Origin of the sequence: Sphingomonas sp. PWP1-2 (assembly GCF_049898305.1) — a bacterium.
GTDB classification, from domain to species: Bacteria; Pseudomonadota; Alphaproteobacteria; order Sphingomonadales; family Sphingomonadaceae; genus Sphingomonas; species Sphingomonas glacialis.
The window spans coordinates 129,175-144,451 of record NZ_JAFCXM010000001.1 but is presented as its reverse complement, the minus strand read 5'-3'; the positions used below and the strand labels follow the sequence as shown (position 1 = coordinate 144,451).

Below are 15,277 nucleotides of genomic sequence, written 5' to 3'. Positions count from 1 at the left end.
TCCGCAAGCGGCATCCCGCGCTTGCCCCAAGCGGCGCGGGATCCTAGGCTGGATGCCATACCCGATCCTCGAAAGGTTCTGCCATGCGTGAAGCTGCGATCGTCTCCACTGCCCGTACCCCGATCGGCAAGGCGTATCGCGGCGCGTTCAACGCGACCGAGGCGCCGGTGCTGGCCGCGCATGTGATGAACGCCGCGGTCGCGCGCGCGGGGATCGATCCCGCGCGGATCGACGAGATCTTCTGGGGCGTCGGCAATCAATGGGGCAGCCAGGGCGGCAATGCCGGACGGATGGCGACCTTCGCCGCCGGCTTGCCCGAAACGGTGCCCGCCTTCACGCTCGACCGCAAATGCGGATCGGGGCTCACCGCGATCGCGCTCGCCGCGCGCTCGATCATGTGCGACGAGATCGACGTCGCGCTGGCCGGCGGAATGGAATCGATCAGCCTGACGGTGACCAAGGACGCGCCGCGCTACGTCAACCAGTCGGTGATCGCGCGGGAGCCCGCCGCCTATATCCCGATGATCGAAACCGCCGAGATCGTGGCCGAGCGCTACAATATCAGCCGCGCGGCGCAGGACGCCTATGCCGCGATGAGCCAGCAGCGCGCGGCGCGCGGACTCGAGAGCGGCGCGTTCGCCGAGGAGATCGCGCCGATCACGGTCGAGAAGGCGCTGTTCGACAAGGCAGGGACCCGCACCGGCAGCGAGACGGTGACGCTCGCGCAGGACGAAGGCATTCGCGCAGGGACGACCGCCGAAGCGCTGGCGGGGCTCAAGACCGTCTGGCCGGGCGGCGATTTCTCCGGGCCCGGTGCGAACGTCACCGCAGGCAATGCCAGCCAATTGTCCGATGGTGCCTCGGCGCAGATCGTGATGGACCATGCCACCGCCAAGGCCGAGGGGCGCGAGGTGCTCGGCGTGTATCGCGGCTTCCAGGCGGCGGGGTGTGGGCCCGACGAAATGGGGATCGGCCCGGTGTTTGCGATCCCCAAGCTGCTCGCGCGCGCTGGCCTCTCGGTCGCTGATATCGGGCTGTGGGAACTGAACGAGGCGTTCGCTTCGCAATGCCTCTATTGCCGCGACGCGCTCGGCATCGATCCCGAGCTATACAACGTCAATGGCGGCGCGATCGCGATCGGACACCCGTTCGGCATGACCGGCAGCCGGCTCGTCGGGCACGCGCTGATCGAGGGTCGCAAGCGCGGCGTGCGCTGGGTCGTCGTGTCGATGTGCACTGCGGGCGGAATGGGCGCAGCGGGGCTGTTCGAAATCGTTTAGCCACGCTAGGGGCACTCCGAACAAGGCTAGTTTTTGCCTCCTTAACAAGAGCAAAGCAGCAAAACCGGGTGTCAGGCTAAACAATGTTACAGTTTTTGTTTTGCCCCTATCTGTTTAATCTATGTTAGCGAACTCATCGAGTGCGGAACAGGGGCAGGTGTGACCCGTTCTACAGACATGTCGACCGGTGCTCGCTATGAGGTTCTCCTGGTTCCATCGGAAATGTCTTTGACCACTTCCGAATGGACTTGGCGTCGCCTTGACGGCGACGCCAGCGTTTCCGCGCATGGACTGCGCCATGCGACCTTGCCCGAATGCTTCGCCGAGGTGCGCGACCACGCCAAACAGTTTGGGCCGGCGACGGTCGCGGTCAATTTGCACGGCGACGCCGCGCCGCTTCCGCAAGGTGGCGAGGCGCTCTTGCCGAGCCGAGACGGCGCCTTCGCGAACCGGCTCGCTCCGAAGGCGCTGCTTCGGAGACGATCGGCGCTGCGCGGCTAGTCGGCGAAGAGCAAGACGGGCGTTTCGAGATAGCGCTTGAGCGCCTGGACGAAGCTTGCCGCGTCCCAGCCATCGACGACGCGGTGATCGCAGCTGATCGACAGGTTCATCAGCTTGGCGCGGACGATCTCGTCGCCGACAAACACCGGCCGCTCGACGATCTTGTTCGGCCCGATGATCGCGACTTCGGGACGGTTGATCACTGGCGTCGTCGCGATTCCGCCGAGCGGGCCGAGCGAGGTCACGGTCAGCGTGCCGCCGCCCATTTCCTGCGGCGTGAGCTTATTGGCGCGCGCGGCTTCGGCGAGGCGGAGGATTTCGCTGGCGAGCTGCCACACGTTGCGGTCCTGCGCATCGCGGATGACGGGGACGGTGAGGCCCGCGTCGGTCTGCGTCGCCATGCCGAGATGCACTGCACCGTGACGCGTCACCACGCCGGCTTCGTCGTCATAGCGCGCGTTGATCATCGGGAAGGCAGGGATCGTCTTGCAGATCGCGGCGATCATCAAAGGCAGCATCGTCAGCTTGGGGCGATTGCCGCGCGCGCCGTTGAGATCGGCGCGCATCGCCTCGAGCGCCGTCACGTCGATCTCGTCGACATAGGTGAAATGCGGGATCGCACGCTTCGACGCCGCCATGTTCTCGGCGATACGGCGACGCATGCCGATGACCTTGATTGGTTCGTCCGGGCGCGCGTTGCTGGCGTGGGGGGCGTGATAGCCCTGGTCCTGGCCGTAGCGGAGGAAGGCGTCGAGATCGCTGTGGCGGACGCGGTCGGACTCGGTCTTTACCTGGGTAAGGTCGATGCCAAGATCGGCCGCGCGCGCGCGGACCGCGGGGGAAGCGAGCGCTCTTTCTGCTCCCCTCCCGCTTGCGGGAGGGGTTTGGGGTGGGCTTGCGCTTTCGACGTTCGTTACCGGTGATGGCGCGTGCCCTCCCCCAGCCCCTCCCGCAAGCGAGCGGGGAGCAGGTTGCGCTTCCTCCACGCCGGGGTTCTCGGCTTCATATTGCTGCGCGACCTCGACCTGCTCGGCACTCGCAGGCGCCGCCTTCAGCTCGGCCGGCGCGTCATCGCGCAACGCGGGTGCTTCCTCAGCACCAACGTCCGCGGCGTCCGTCTCGATCACCACCAGCGCAGCGCCGATCGACACCTGGTCGCCGACCTCGCCAGCAAGCTCGACCACCACGCCCGACACCGGCGATTCCATCTCGACCGTCGCCTTGTCGGTCATCATATCGGCGACCTGCTGGTCCTCTTCGATCCGGTCGCCGACCGCGACATGCCACGCCACGATCTCGGCCTCAGAAATGCCCTCGCCAATGTCGGGCAGCTTGAACGTAAAACGCGCCATTATGCGTCCTTCATGATCTTCTTGAGCGCCTCGCCGATGCGGACGGGGCCCGGGAAATATGCCCATTCGAGGCTGTGCGGATACGGCGTGTCGAAGCCCGTCACGCGCTCGATCGGGGCCTCGAGATGGTAGAAGCAGCGCTCCTGCACCAGCGCCGACAATTCGGCGCCGAAGCCCGAGGTGCGCGTCGCCTCGTGCACGATCATGCAGCGTCCGGTCTTCTTGACCGACGCCTCGATCGTTTCGATGTCGAGCGGGACGAGCGTGCGCAGGTCGATCACCTCGGCGTCGACGCCGGCCTCTTCCATCACCGCGAGCGCGACATGCACCATCGTGCCGTAGACGAGCACGGTCAGCGCCTCGCCGGGGCGCACGACCTTAGCCTTGCCGAGCTCGATCTTGTAATAACCGGTCGGCACCTCGCCCGCGGGATGCTGCGACCAGTTCTGCGTCGGCTTGTCCCAATGCCCGTCGAACGGGCCGTTGTAGATCCGCTTGGGCTCGAAGAAGATCGTCGGATCATTGTCCTCGATCGCGGCGATCAGCAGGCCCTTGGCGTCGTACGGGGTCGAGGGGATCACCGTCTTCACGCCCGAAATGTGCGTGAAGATGCCCTCGGGGCTCTGGCTGTGCGTCTGACCGCCGAAGATGCCGCCGCCGAACGGCGAGCGCACCGTGATCGGCGCGGTGAATTCGCCCGCCGAGCGATAGCGCAGCCGCGCCGCCTCGCTGACCAACTGGTCGAGCGCGGGGTAGATGTAATCGGCAAACTGGATCTCGGGGACCGGGCGCAGGCCGTACGCCCCCATGCCGACCGCGACGCCGATGATGCCGCATTCGCTGATCGGCGTGTCGAACACGCGGGTCTTGCCGTATTTGGACTGCAGCCCCGCGGTCGCGCGGAACACGCCGCCGAAATAGCCGACGTCCTCGCCCATCACGATCACGTCGGGGTCGCGGCCCATCATCACGTCCATGGCGGAGTTGATCGCCTGGATCATGTTCATGCGGGTCGAAGTCGGGGTTTCGATTTCGGTTTCGACCGCTGTTTCAGAATCGCTCACGATGCATACTCCGTCATCCTCGCGAAAGCGGGGATCCCGCTGCCTGACCCCATCGCCAGAAAAAGAAGCGGGACCCTCGCGTTCGCGAGGGTGACGCCGAAGGGCTGAACGCTACCCATCACTTGTGCGCCCATGGCCGGCCGCTCGCGGTTTCCTCGGCGATCATCTGCGCCTGTTGTTCGCGCAAATGCCACGGCATTTCCTCGAACACGCCGTCGAACAGCGTATCGAGCGGCTGGTGCAGGCCGTGGCCGAGCACGCCGTTGGTCTCGGCCTGCTTCTGCGCGGCCTTGACCTGCTCGGCCAATTCCTTGTCCTGCGCCGCATGCCGCTCGTCGTCCCATTCGCCGAGTGCGATGAGATGGTCCTTCAATCGCTTGATCGGATCGCCGAGCGGCCACGCGGTCGGCTCGCCCGCCGAGCGATACTGGCCAGGATCGTCCGAGGTCGAATGCCCTTCGGCGCGATAGGTGAAATGCTCGATCAGGGTGGGCCCCTGATTGGTCCGCGCGCGCTCGGCCGCCCACAAGGTTGCGGCATAGACCGCGAGCGCATCGTTGCCGTCGACGCGCAGGCCCGCGATGCCATAGCCGACCGCGCGCGCCGCGAAGGTCGTCGATTCGGCGCCGGCGAAGCCAGAGAAGCTCGAGATCGCCCACTGATTGTTGACGACGTTGAAGATCACCGGCGCGCGGTAGACGCTGGCGAAGGTGCAAGCCGAGTGGAAATCACCCTCGGCGGTCGATCCGTCGCCGCACCAGGTCGCGGCGATCCGCGTGTCGCCCTTGGCGGCGCTCGCCATCGCCCAGCCGACGGCTTGCGGATATTGCGTCGTGAGGTTGCCCGAGATCGAGAAGAAGCCCGCTTCCTTCACCGAATACATGATCGGCAGCTGCTTGCCCTGCAGCCGGTCGGCGGTGTTCGAATAGATCTGGTTCATCATGTCGACCATCGACCAGCCGCGCGCGATCAGCAGGCCCTGCTGGCGGTACGACGGGAAGCACATGTCTTCATAATCGAGCGCATGCGCGGCAGCGACCGAGACCGCCTCCTCGCCGGTGCACTTCATGTAGAAGCTCGTCTTGCCTTGGCGCTGCGCGCGAAACATGCGCTCGTCGAACGCGCGGACCAACGCCATGCTGCGCAGCATCGCGCGCAGCGTATCGGGCGAGAGGCGCGGATTCCACGGGCCGACCGCCTGGCCTTCGTCGTCGAGCACGCGCACCAGATCGAACGCGAGATCGATGAACGTATCGGCCGCATCCGCCGGATCGGGGCGACGCGCCTTGCCCGCGGGCGGGATCGGCACCTGCGTGAAATCGACCGCATCGCCCGGCCGGAACTTGGGTTCGGGCACGTACAGCGACAATGGCGCAAGATTGGGCTTCAAATGATCGGGGACTCGGTCGGTCGCCATATACTCTCCACAACGCGTGCCTGGCTTGTGACCGACAGGCGGAATCGTTCTTCGAGCCTTGTTATAAAATTTCAACGCGCTTGGCGAGGGGGCGTTTGTCACGGAATGCGACGACCCGTCGCGCGAGGATGACGGACCAGCTTGACTCTGTAGCGACAAAGAGAACAAAATAGGAACGATGCTTCAAGTGAGTCGTGCCCGTGTCCTGTCCTGCCATCATCGCCGAGCTTCGCGAAAGCCTCAAGAAGGTGGAAAGCGACGGGCTGCGTCGGCGCCCGGTGCTGCCTTTCGGGATCGCGCCGATCGACGAACGGCTCGCGCCGGGCGGGCTGCGACTCGATTCGCTCCACGAGATTTCCGCCGCGAGCGCTGCGCCGTCGGACGATGCGGCGGCGACGCTGTTCATGGCGGGGATCGCGGCGCGTGCCTGGGGGCCGGTGCTGTGGGTGGTGCGACGGCGCGACCTGTTCGCACCGGGGCTCTACCAGGCGGGTCTCGCGCCGGGGCGGCTGATCTATGCCGAGGCGGGCGACGATGCCGAGCTGCTCGCGCTGATGGAGGAGGGCCTGCGGCATCGCGGGCTCGGCGCGGTGGTCGGCGAGGTCAAGCGCGCGGCGATGCCCAATACGCGGCGGCTGCAGCTTGCCGCCGAGGGCGGGAAGACGATCGCTTTGCTTATGAAACGCCATGCGCGGGAGGGTGGGAACCCGCTCGCCGTGCCCTCGGCGGCGATGACGCGCTGGCGGATCGCCTCGGCGCCCTCCGCACCGCTGCCGGTCGGCGATGCGGGCGTCGGGCGAGCGCGATGGCAGGTGGAGCTGGTCCGCCAACGCGGCGGCGACTCCGCCGATTGGATGATGGAGGCATGCGATGAAACGGGTCGCCTCGCTCTACCTGCCCGACTGGTCGATCGAACGGCTGGCGCAGGCCGAGCGCTCAGCCGCGCCGCTTGAGGGCGCCAGCGTAGATCCGCAGGGCCTCGCCGAGGCCGTCGCGCGTGAGCAGGCGGTGGCGTGCTCGGTGCCGCGCGGTGGCGGCTGGCGGCCTGGCGCGCGCTGGGCACGGAGCGGGGAACTCGACGCGAACGCGCGCCATCGCAGCGCGGGACGCGTGAGCGAAGCTGCACCGCATCCCTTCAAGGCGATGCCGCCCGACGAGGGTCGCGCTCCGCTGCGCGATGCGCGGGTGGCTTCTTCTGCCTCCCCTCCCTGGAAGGGAGGGGCTGGGGGTGGGTCGGCCCGCGGCGAGGGCAACGCCCGCCCTAGGCCGACCCACCCCCTACCCCTCCCTTCCAGGGAGGGGAGTAAAGGGGTGCCGCACGTTCCTTCCACCCCCGTCCCAGCGCCCGATCGACCATGCCCCCGGCATGGCCTGAAAGGCGCGGGGCGCTGCTCAACTGACGCTCTTCCAGGAGGGGAAGGACAAGCGCCAGCGCATGCCCCGTGCCCCCCCCTCCGTCACCCCGGCCTTGTGCCGGGGTCCACGCCTCCACTCGGGCGGCAGGGTGCGGTAACGGGTGGACCCCGGCACAAGGCCGGGGTGACGAACGGCGATGTGGCAGAATCGCCCCCGCCGCCCCGCATCACCTCGCTCCAATCGGGCAACCAGCTCGTCATCGCCGCCGCCTGCCCCGCCGCGCGTGCGATCGGGCTCGCGCCGGGCATGGTGGTGACGCAGGCGCGCGCGTTGGTGCCCGAACTCGACATCCGCCCGACCGATCCCGACGGCGACCGCGCCGCTTTGCTGCGCCTTGCGACGCTTGCCGCGCGGCGCTGGTGCCCGGTGGTGATGCTGTCGGGCGAGGACGGGCTGTTCCTCGATATCAGCGGCGTCGCGCATCTGTTCGGCGGCGAAGCGGCAATGGCGCGGCGGATCGTGCGCATCCTCGCGCGGCTCGGCTTCACCGCGCGCGTCGCGGTGGCGGATACGCCGGGCGCGGCGTGGGCGCTGGCGCGGTTTGCGGTCTCGCCTGCCCCTACCCCCCGTCACCCCCGCGAAAGCGGGGGTCCCGCTTCTTCTTCGGCGGTGGAGAAGAAGCGGGATCCCCGCTTTCGCGGGGATGACGGAATATTGGTCTGCCCGCCCGCCGCCCATATCGACGCGCTCGCCCCCCTCCCCACCCGCGCGCTCCGGCTCGACAGCCGCGCGATCGAGCTGCTCAAGCGGCTCGGCATCGAGACGATCGACCAGCTCGCCGCGCTCCCGCGCGCCCCGCTCGCGCGGCGTTTCGGCGGCGCGCTCGTCGCGCGGCTCGACCAGGCGACCGGGCGGCTCCCCGAGCCGCTCGACCCCGTGCCCGTGCCCGAGCCGATCGGCGTGGTGCAGCGCTTCGCCGAACCGATCGCCACCGCCGAGGCGATCGAACATTGGCTCGGCCAGCTGATGCCACGGCTCGTCACCGCGCTCGCCGCGGCGGGCCTCGGCGCGCGCGCGGTCGAGCTCGTCGCCGACCGGATCGACGGCGTGCCGCAGCGCCTCCGCATCGGCCTCGCCCGCCCGACGCGCGACGGCGCGCATCTGCTGCGGCTGACGCTGCGGCGGATCGAGGAGATCGCGCCGGGCTACGGCATCGATGCGCTCGCGCTCCACGTCCGCCGTGCCGATCCGCTCGGTGCCGAGGCGTTCGCCGAGACGCTCGAGGACCAGGCGCCCGACCTCGCGCCGCTGATCGACACGCTCGCCAACCGGATCGGCAGCCACGCGCTGTGGCGCACGATCCCGGTCGAGAGCGACGTACCCGAACGCTCGATCGCCGCCGCGCCGCCGCTCGATCCGCCGGCGCGCGCGGCGGCAAAGCTCAAGCCCGACGATGTCCGCCAGCTCGATCGCTCGGTCGCGCTCCACCCGTGGGATTCGCGCTGGCCGCGCCCCGTTCGACTGCTGCACCGCCCCGAATTGCTCGACCATGTGCTGGCGGAACTCCCCGACCAGCCGCCCAAGCGCTTCACCTGGCGCGGCATGGCGCACCGCGTGGTGCGCGCCGACGGGCCAGAGCGGATCCTGGGCGAATGGTGGAAGCGCGGGACCGAGCGCCACAGCGTGCGCGACTATTTCCAGGTCGAAGACGAGGCCGGCCACCGCTTCTGGCTGTTCCGCCGCGGCGATGGCGAGCGCGGCGAGACGGGCGATCTCGCCTGGTTCATGCACGGGTCGTTCGGATGAGCGGCGGCTCAGCGCCGCGCGTCGATCGCCTTGAGGCGCCCCTCGCGGCCATAGTCGAGCAGGCGGGTATCGGCGGTCAGCAGCGGGCAATTGTACGCTCGCGCGGTCGCCATGATGATCCGGTCGCACGGGTCGCCGTGGATCTCACGCGGCAGGCTCCCCGCGTCCAACGCGATCTGGCGGGTCATGTCGGCAATGACGAGCCCTACCTCCACCAAACGCTCGATCCAAATCTCGGGCGGCATGGCGAGCGTCACGTTGCGCCGCGCGACGAGCATCCCGATTTCCCACATACTGATCGCGGCGAAGAGCGCCTCCCCCGACCCGATCGCGTCGGCCACGGTGTTTCCCGCAACCTTTCCGAGGCGCGGGTCGCCATCGGCGAACCAGATCAGGACGTGCGTATCGAACAGGATCACCGATACAGCTCGGCAGGATTGTTGGCCTCCCACTCCGCTTCCCAGTCGGGATCGACCGGGGCGGTAGGGTCTACTCCGGGTGCCCATGTCACAGAACCCTTCATCATACCGAACCGTGCCACGGGGGCGGTCTTTTCGGCCACCGCCGACACTGTCGCAACCGGCTTGCCGCGCTTGGTGATGGTGATCGATTCGCCGCTTGCCTGGACCTCGTCGAGGATCGCCAGGCATTTGGCCTTGAATTCCGCCGCGCCGATCATCTTCGTCATGGGCTTTGCTCCTGCCGAACTGGTCACTTCTTATAGTCACTTCGTCAGATTCGGGCAATGATCTGGTCTGAATTGCAAGTGACGACGCATTACAGTTTCCTGCGCGGCGCATCGTCGCCCGAGGATCTCGTCAAGGCTGCGGTGTTGACGGGAATGCCGGCGATCGGGGTGACCGACCGCAACTCGGTCGGCGGCGTGGTGCGCGCACTCGTCGCGACCGAGGAACTGTCGGCGATCCGCCCGATCCGGCTCGTCGCGGGGTGCCGGCTCGATCTAGTCGACGGCACCTCGGTGCTCGTCTGGCCCGAAGATCGCGCGGCGTGGAGCCGGCTCACGCGGCTGCTCACGCTCGGCAAGGGTCGCGCCGATCCGCAAAAGGGCGAGAAGGGGCAATGCTTCCTGCATTGGGAGGATGTCGCACACCATGCCGAGGGGCTGGTCGCAGCACTCGTTCCCGGACTGACCGAAACCTATGCCGAGGATGCCGAGGCGCTGCGCTGGATGGCCGACGTGTTCGGGAAACGCGGCCACCTCTGCCTGACGCAGCACCGCCGCCCCGGCGATGCGCAGCGGCTCCACACGCTCGATGCGCAGGCGCAGCATTATGGCCTCACCCCGCTCGCGACCGGCGACGTGCTCTATGACGTGCCGCAGCGCCGGATGCTGCAGGACGTCGTCACAGCGATCCGCCACCGCTGCACGATCGACGACCTCGGCCATGCGCGCGAACGCAGCGCCGACCGGCATCTCAAGGGCCCCTCCGAGATGGCGCGGCGCTTCAAGCACCACCCGCGCGCGCTAGCCGCTGCGCAAGCGATCGTCGAGCGCTGCACCTTCTCGCTGCGCGAGCTGAAGGATCAGTATCGCTATCCCGACGAAGTCGTGATCAGCCAGCGCTCGCCACAGGATGCGCTCGCCACGATGGCGCGCGACGCGCTGTCCGACCGCTTCCGGGGCGCGCCGCCGCCCGCATACACCAAGCTGCTCGAACACGAGCTCGGGCTGGTCGAGACGATGGGCTATGCGCCCTATTTCCTCACGGTCAATTCGATCGTCCGCTTCGCGCGCAGCCAGGGGATTTTGTGCCAGGGGCGCGGATCGGCGGCGAATTCAGTGATCTGCTTCGTGCTCGGCATCACCTCGATCGACCCGATCGTCCATACCTTGCTGTTCGAGCGCTTCATCTCGACCGAGCGGCGCGAACCGCCCGATATCGACGTCGATTTCGAGCATGAGCGGCGCGAGGACGTGATCCAGTGGATCTACGAGACCTATGGCCAGCACCATGCCGCGCTCACCGCAGTCGTCAGCCGCTATCGCTCACGCGGCGCGGTGCGCGAGGTCGGCAAGGCGCTGGGGCTGCCCGAGGACATGACCGCGGCGCTCGCCTCGCAAGTATGGGGCTGGTCGAACGACGGCGTCCCGCTCGAGCATGTCGAGGCGCTCAACCTCGATGCGACCGAGCCGCGGCTTGCGTTGACGCTCGAGCTCGCGACGCAGTTGATCGGCACGCCGCGGCACCTGTCGCAGCATCCCGGCGGCTTCGTGCTGTCGCACGACCGGCTCGACGAACTCGTGCCGGTCGAGCCCGCTGCGATGATCGACCGCCGCGTGGTCGAATGGGAGAAGCTCGACATCGAGGAAATCGGGCTGATGAAGGTCGATATCCTCGGGCTCGGGATGTTGGGGTGCATGCGACGCAGCTTCGATCTGCTGCGCGAGCACAAGGGCGTCGATATCCGGCTCGACAGCCCCGAGATGCAAGTCGACGACCCTGCGACCTATGCGATGATCCAGCAGGCCGACACGCTCGGCACCTTCCAGATCGAGAGCCGCGCGCAGATGTCGATGTTGCCGCGGATGAAGCCCAAGGAATTCTACGACATCGCGATCCAGGTCGCGATCGTGCGGCCGGGGCCGATCCAGGGCGACATGGTCCACCCTTATCTCAAGCGGCGCGAGCAGAAGGAGAAGATCGAATATCCCAACGCCGCGCTCGAGGGCGTGCTCAAGAAGACGCTCGGCGTGCCGCTGTTCCAGGAGCAGGCTATGCTCGTTGCGATCGTCGGCGCGGGGTTCACGCCCGGCGAGGCCGACCGGCTGCGCCGCGCGATGGCGACTTTCAAGATGACCGGCGGGGTCGGCGAATTCCGCGACAAGTTGATCAACGGCATGCTCGGCAACGGCATTTCGCTCGATTTCGCCGAGCGGCTGGTCAAGCAGATCGAGGGGTTCGGCAGCTATGGTTTCCCCGAGAGCCATGCCGCGAGTTTCGCGAAGATCGCTTATGCGTCGAGCTGGATGAAGTGCCACCACCCCGACGTGTTCTGCGCGGCGTTGCTCAACGCACAACCGATGGGGTTCTACGCGCCAGCGCAGATCGTGCGCGATGCGCGCGAGCATGGCGTGCGGATCGCGCCGGTGTGCGTCAACCGCAGCGAGTGGGATACGATCCTGCTTCCTCCCCTCCCGTTTGCGGGAGGGGACCGAGGGATGGGCACGACAGGCGTATCACACGGTACCGCTTGCAATGGAGCGCGAGCCCAGCCCCTCCCGCGAGCGAGAGGGGAGACATTGCCCCTGCGCCTTGGCCTGCGCATCATCCTCGGCATTTCGGGCGCCGAGGCCGGGCGCATCCTCATCGCGCGCGGCGACCGGCCGTTCGCGTCGATCGAGGATGTCTGGCGTCGCGCCGGCGTGTCGCTGCTGACGCTCGAGAAGATCGCGCAGGCCGATGGCTTTCACGGCTTCGGGATCGATCGCCGCAAGGCACTGTGGGAGGTCAAGGCGCTCGGGCAGAAGCCGCTGCCGCTGTTCGCCGCCATCGAATCGCCGACCGAGCCGAGCGTGACGCTCAAGGCGCTCACCGCCGGGCGCGAGGTGGTCGAGGATTATCGCGCGACGCAGATGTCGCTGCGCGCGCATCCGCTGAGTTTTTTGCGCGGCGAGCTCAATCGGCGACGCGTGACGCGGTGCGGCGATCTGCGCGGGATGAAGGATGGCACGCGCGTCGAAGTCGCCGGGCTGATCCTGGTGCGGCAGCGGCCGGGGAGCGCGAAGGGGGTGGTGTTCGTGACGCTCGAGGACGAGACCGGCATCGCCAATGCGATCCTGTGGCCCGACCGGTTCGAGGCGCAGCGCCGCGTCGTGATGGGCGCGGCGATGCTCGGCATCAGCGGGCGCGTGCAGAGCGAAAGCGGGACGATCCACGTCATCGCCGATCGCATCATCGATCTGACGGGGATGCTCCGCCAGATCGGCGATCTCGATTTGCCGCGCCTCACCATGCCGGGCGACGGCGCGACGCATGGCGGCACGATCGACCCGCGCGACCGCAAGCCCGACTGGAAACCGCCGGCGCAGCGCGCGCTGGAAAGCTGGCCGCCGCGGGCGGGTGGGAAGGAGGATGCGGACCTTATTCCGGTCCGCAGCCACGATTTCCACTAGCGCGTCTAACCCTCCTCCCCTCCCTGAAAGGGAGAGGAGGCGAGAGCCCCAACGTCAGGCGGTCTTGCCGGTCTCGAACAGGAACCACGCGCGGCGCTCGGCGTCGTCGGTCCAATTGTCGATCATTGCGCTCGTCGCATTGTCCTTGGCTTCGTCGGCAATGTCCTTCGCTTCACGCAGCGCCTCGACCAGCTTGAGATTGTCGTCGCGCAATTCCTTGAGCATCGCGGCCGGCGCGACGAACTCGGCGTCATTGTCGGTGATCGTCTGATGGCGTGCAATGTCGCCGATCGAGCGGAGTGTGGTGTTGCCGGTCTTGCGGACGCGCTCGGCGATGTCGTCGGTGCCGGCGAAGATCTGCGCCGCCTGCTCGTCGAGCAGCAGGTGATAGTCGCGGAAATGCGGGCCCGACATGTGCCAGTGGAAATTCTTGGTCTTGAAGAACAGCGCGAACGAATCGGCGAGGACGCCGTTGAGCGCCTCGGCGACGGTCTTGGTCGCATTGCTCTGCAGGTCGGTCGGGGTGTTCAGCACCTTGGCAACCATGGGGTGCACTCCTGAAAAAGTTGATCCGATGCAGCAACGATCTTCTGGCGCAATGGGTCCCACCCCGCGCAGGCAAAAATGCGATCAGACCGATCGCCGCACTAGATCAGCCGCAGCGCACCAAGTCCTTGCACCGCGCCGGAAATCAGCAGGGCGACCGACGCGGCGATTCGCAGCGCCGTGGTCGGGATCTTCCGCAGCCCCCGCGTGCCGAGCAGGATCGCGGGTACCAGCACGACCATCGCGCCGATCGTCGCCCCGACCGCGGCGAGCGCCGGCGTCGTGCTGCGCGCGGCGAGCGCGGCGGTGATGAATTGCGTGCGATCGCCGAAACCGAGCATCCCGACCGCGACGAGGCTCGAGCTGAACGCGCCGAGCCGCCAGTCGCGCAGCTTGGGCGGCTTGAGCGGCCAGCAGCCCGACGCGCCGGCCGAGAGCAACGCGAACGCCAGCAGCAGGTCGCGCGCATTGGGAGAGAGCATCGGCGCGACGATCACCCCGCCGACAACGCCGATCGCATTGCCGAGCGCGATCGCGAGCGCCGTCGCGGCGATCACCGCGGCCTTGCTCGCGTATCGATCGCCGAGCAGCGCCGCGGTCCACGGCGTGCGATCGCTCGCCTGGGTAAACAGCGCCGCGACGAGCGCGGCCATCAGCGCGTCCATGCGCTCAGCCGTTCCGCCGCGCGAATCGCGCGACTCGCCCGCCGCCTGCTTGCCCGCCTCGATCGATTGCCCCACATGCCGCGTGCATACGCTGTTGCCCCTTCGCCGCACAGGCTAAGCCGCAAGGCATAAAGGCCGGCTTAACTGCGCGCGAATCGGCGTGCGCGCTTGACATCCATGGCCTGTTCCGCCATCGGGCAGAGCTTCAAGCGGCGGCTCGTTCGCCGCTTTTGCATTTTCAGATCACAGGAATTCAGGTCATGGCAAAGCCGACCACGGTCAAGATCAAGCTCGTCAGCACGGCAGACACCGGCTTCTTCTACACCACGAAGAAGAACCCGCGCACCAAGACCGAGAAGCTGAGCTTCAGCAAGTACGACCCCGTCGTGCGCAAGCATGTCGAGTTCAAGGAAGCCAAGATCAAGTGACCGTCTGGGCGGCATAAGCCGTCCTTCGTTCACGTCTGCGTCGCACATGACGCGGGATCGAGAGCGCAAGCCGCAAGGGCAACCTTGCGGCTTTTCTGCGTTGATCCGAGAGCAACAGTATCAGGCTTGGGTTATGCGCACGATCCATAAGGCAAGTCCGAGAAGCAGATACACGCCGGCCCCGATACGAGCCGCGGTCGAATATCCCCGTCGCCAAAGAAACCAATAGAATACGATCGGCAGGATAATCAGACCGAGCATCAGCAGAGCCCCAATGCTGCGCGTTGGCGGCGTTGTTACATGCAGATCGCTCATCCCTTCCCCCCAGTCCTACGCTACAGCAACGCTGCGACCGAATCGACGAAGCGCATCAGCGAAATCGGCTTCGACACGTACGCGTCGGCCCCCGCCGCGCGGATCCGCTCTTCGTCCTCGCGCCCGGCATAGGCGGTAACCGCCATGATCGGGATCGCGCGCAAGGTCGCATCGGCCTTCAATTGCTGGATCAACTCATAGCCGCTGACATGCGGCAACTGGATGTCCATTACTATCAGATCGGGCGCGAAGGCGCGGGCGCGCACCACCGCCTCGCGCCCGTCGCGCACGCCCTCGGTCGCATATTCATGCGCGCGCAAAAGGTCGCAGAAAAGTTTCAGGTTGAGTTCGTTGTCCTCGACAACGAGCACCCTTTTTGCCACGCCCGCCATTCCTTGGTCCATGGGACGTC

General features: G+C 67.2%; 15 protein-coding genes. 6 read left to right on the top strand and 9 right to left on the bottom strand.

The window, feature by feature from the left end:
- Positions 1–83: 83 nt before the first annotated feature.
- Both ACP7C5_RS00755 and ACP7C5_RS00750 read left to right on the top strand, forming a co-directional pair.
- Positions 84–1,280, top strand: a complete 1,197-nt coding sequence (locus ACP7C5_RS00755; protein ID WP_426262850.1) for an acetyl-CoA C-acyltransferase — start codon at positions 84–86, stop codon at positions 1,278–1,280.
- Between the two features lie 159 nt (positions 1,281–1,439).
- Positions 1,440–1,781 (top strand): hypothetical protein, encoded by a 342-nt coding sequence (locus ACP7C5_RS00750; RefSeq protein ID WP_426262849.1) that lies wholly within the window; start codon positions 1,440–1,442, stop codon positions 1,779–1,781.
- Here ACP7C5_RS00750 and ACP7C5_RS00745 read toward each other — a convergent pair.
- The 3 genes from ACP7C5_RS00745 to ACP7C5_RS00735 all read right to left on the bottom strand — a co-directional run bounded on the left by ACP7C5_RS00745 (position 1,778) and on the right by ACP7C5_RS00735 (position 5,614).
- Positions 1,778–3,133: a dihydrolipoamide acetyltransferase family protein gene (locus ACP7C5_RS00745; RefSeq protein ID WP_426262848.1), complete on the bottom strand. Its 1,356-nt coding sequence runs from the start codon at positions 3,131–3,133 to the stop codon at positions 1,778–1,780. The genes ACP7C5_RS00750 and ACP7C5_RS00745 overlap by 4 nt on opposite strands.
- A complete protein-coding gene (locus ACP7C5_RS00740; protein WP_133192184.1) occupies positions 3,133–4,140 on the bottom strand; it encodes an alpha-ketoacid dehydrogenase subunit beta in 1,008 nt (335 codons plus the stop codon). The genes ACP7C5_RS00745 and ACP7C5_RS00740 overlap by 1 nt, the downstream gene beginning before the upstream one ends.
- Positions 4,141–4,315: 175 nt before the next feature.
- The gene (locus ACP7C5_RS00735) at positions 4,316–5,614 is read right to left on the bottom strand and encodes a thiamine pyrophosphate-dependent enzyme (protein WP_322160803.1); all 1,299 of its coding nucleotides are present in this window, start codon (positions 5,612–5,614) and stop codon (positions 4,316–4,318) included.
- 248 nt (positions 5,615–5,862) lie between these two features.
- Here ACP7C5_RS00735 and ACP7C5_RS00730 point away from each other — a divergent pair, with 248 nt between their 5' ends.
- Both ACP7C5_RS00730 and ACP7C5_RS00725 read left to right on the top strand, forming a co-directional pair.
- On the top strand, positions 5,863–6,567 hold the full coding sequence (locus ACP7C5_RS00730) for an ImuA family protein (protein WP_426263369.1): 705 nt from the start codon (positions 5,863–5,865) through the stop codon (positions 6,565–6,567).
- A 601-nt stretch (positions 6,568–7,168) separates the two neighbouring features.
- Positions 7,169–8,776, top strand: a complete 1,608-nt coding sequence (locus ACP7C5_RS00725) for a Y-family DNA polymerase (RefSeq protein WP_426262847.1) — start codon at positions 7,169–7,171, stop codon at positions 8,774–8,776.
- 8 nt (positions 8,777–8,784) lie between these two features.
- Here ACP7C5_RS00725 and ACP7C5_RS00720 read toward each other — a convergent pair whose 3' ends face one another.
- Together ACP7C5_RS00720 and ACP7C5_RS00715 are read right to left on the bottom strand one after the other, a co-directional pair.
- A complete protein-coding gene (locus tag ACP7C5_RS00720; protein ID WP_165954558.1) occupies positions 8,785–9,195 on the bottom strand; it encodes a type II toxin-antitoxin system VapC family toxin in 411 nt (136 codons plus the stop codon).
- Positions 9,192–9,464 (bottom strand): type II toxin-antitoxin system Phd/YefM family antitoxin, encoded by a 273-nt coding sequence (locus ACP7C5_RS00715; RefSeq protein WP_133191718.1) that lies wholly within the window; start codon positions 9,462–9,464, stop codon positions 9,192–9,194. Before ACP7C5_RS00715 ends, ACP7C5_RS00720 begins: the two co-directional genes overlap by 4 nt.
- A 57-nt stretch (positions 9,465–9,521) precedes the next feature.
- Between ACP7C5_RS00715 and ACP7C5_RS00710 the strand changes: the two genes are divergently transcribed.
- A complete protein-coding gene (locus ACP7C5_RS00710; protein ID WP_426262846.1) occupies positions 9,522–12,911 on the top strand; it encodes an error-prone DNA polymerase in 3,390 nt (1,129 codons plus the stop codon).
- 54 nt (positions 12,912–12,965) lie between these two features.
- On the opposite strand, the gene ACP7C5_RS00705 is transcribed toward ACP7C5_RS00710, so the two are convergent.
- Together ACP7C5_RS00705 and ACP7C5_RS00700 are read right to left on the bottom strand one after the other, a co-directional pair.
- Complete coding sequence (locus ACP7C5_RS00705; protein WP_426262845.1) at positions 12,966–13,457, bottom strand: Dps family protein; 492 nt, start codon at positions 13,455–13,457, stop codon at positions 12,966–12,968.
- Positions 13,458–13,558: 101 nt separating this feature from the next.
- Positions 13,559–14,197 (bottom strand): TMEM165/GDT1 family protein, encoded by a 639-nt coding sequence (locus ACP7C5_RS00700; RefSeq protein ID WP_426262844.1) that lies wholly within the window; start codon positions 14,195–14,197, stop codon positions 13,559–13,561.
- Positions 14,198–14,382: 185 nt separating this feature from the next.
- Here ACP7C5_RS00700 and rpmG point away from each other — a divergent pair, with 185 nt between their 5' ends.
- The gene (gene rpmG, locus ACP7C5_RS00695; RefSeq protein ID WP_010162189.1) at positions 14,383–14,550 is read left to right on the top strand and encodes a 50S ribosomal protein L33; all 168 of its coding nucleotides are present in this window, start codon (positions 14,383–14,385) and stop codon (positions 14,548–14,550) included.
- A gap of 120 nt (positions 14,551–14,670) precedes the next feature.
- On the opposite strand, the gene ACP7C5_RS00690 is transcribed toward rpmG, so the two are convergent.
- Both ACP7C5_RS00690 and ACP7C5_RS00685 read right to left on the bottom strand, forming a co-directional pair.
- Positions 14,671–14,865, bottom strand: a complete 195-nt coding sequence (locus ACP7C5_RS00690; RefSeq protein ID WP_133191714.1) for a hypothetical protein — start codon at positions 14,863–14,865, stop codon at positions 14,671–14,673.
- A gap of 20 nt (positions 14,866–14,885) precedes the next feature.
- Positions 14,886–15,248 (bottom strand): response regulator, encoded by a 363-nt coding sequence (locus tag ACP7C5_RS00685; RefSeq protein ID WP_133191713.1) that lies wholly within the window; start codon positions 15,246–15,248, stop codon positions 14,886–14,888.
- Between the last annotated feature and the right edge of the window lie 29 nt (positions 15,249–15,277).

Excerpts from the sequence above, each read along its gene's own strand:
- ACP7C5_RS00755 (WP_426262850.1), top strand. The coding sequence starts at position 84 with ATGCGTGAAGCTGCGATCGTCTCCACTGCCCGTACCCCGATCGGCAAG.
- ACP7C5_RS00745 (WP_426262848.1), bottom strand. The coding sequence starts at position 3,133 with ATGGCGCGTTTTACGTTCAAGCTGCCCGACATTGGCGAGGGCATTTCT.
- ACP7C5_RS00740 (WP_133192184.1), bottom strand. The coding sequence starts at position 4,140 with ATGAACATGATCCAGGCGATCAACTCCGCCATGGACGTGATGATGGGC.
- ACP7C5_RS00735 (WP_322160803.1), bottom strand. The coding sequence starts at position 5,614 with ATGGCGACCGACCGAGTCCCCGATCATTTGAAGCCCAATCTTGCGCCA.
- ACP7C5_RS00715 (WP_133191718.1), bottom strand. The coding sequence starts at position 9,464 with ATGACGAAGATGATCGGCGCGGCGGAATTCAAGGCCAAATGCCTGGCG.
- ACP7C5_RS00710 (WP_426262846.1), top strand. The coding sequence starts at position 9,522 with ATGATCTGGTCTGAATTGCAAGTGACGACGCATTACAGTTTCCTGCGC.
- ACP7C5_RS00705 (WP_426262845.1), bottom strand. The coding sequence starts at position 13,457 with ATGGTTGCCAAGGTGCTGAACACCCCGACCGACCTGCAGAGCAATGCG.
- rpmG (WP_010162189.1), top strand. The coding sequence starts at position 14,383 with ATGGCAAAGCCGACCACGGTCAAGATCAAGCTCGTCAGCACGGCAGAC.
- ACP7C5_RS00690 (WP_133191714.1), bottom strand. The coding sequence starts at position 14,865 with ATGAGCGATCTGCATGTAACAACGCCGCCAACGCGCAGCATTGGGGCT.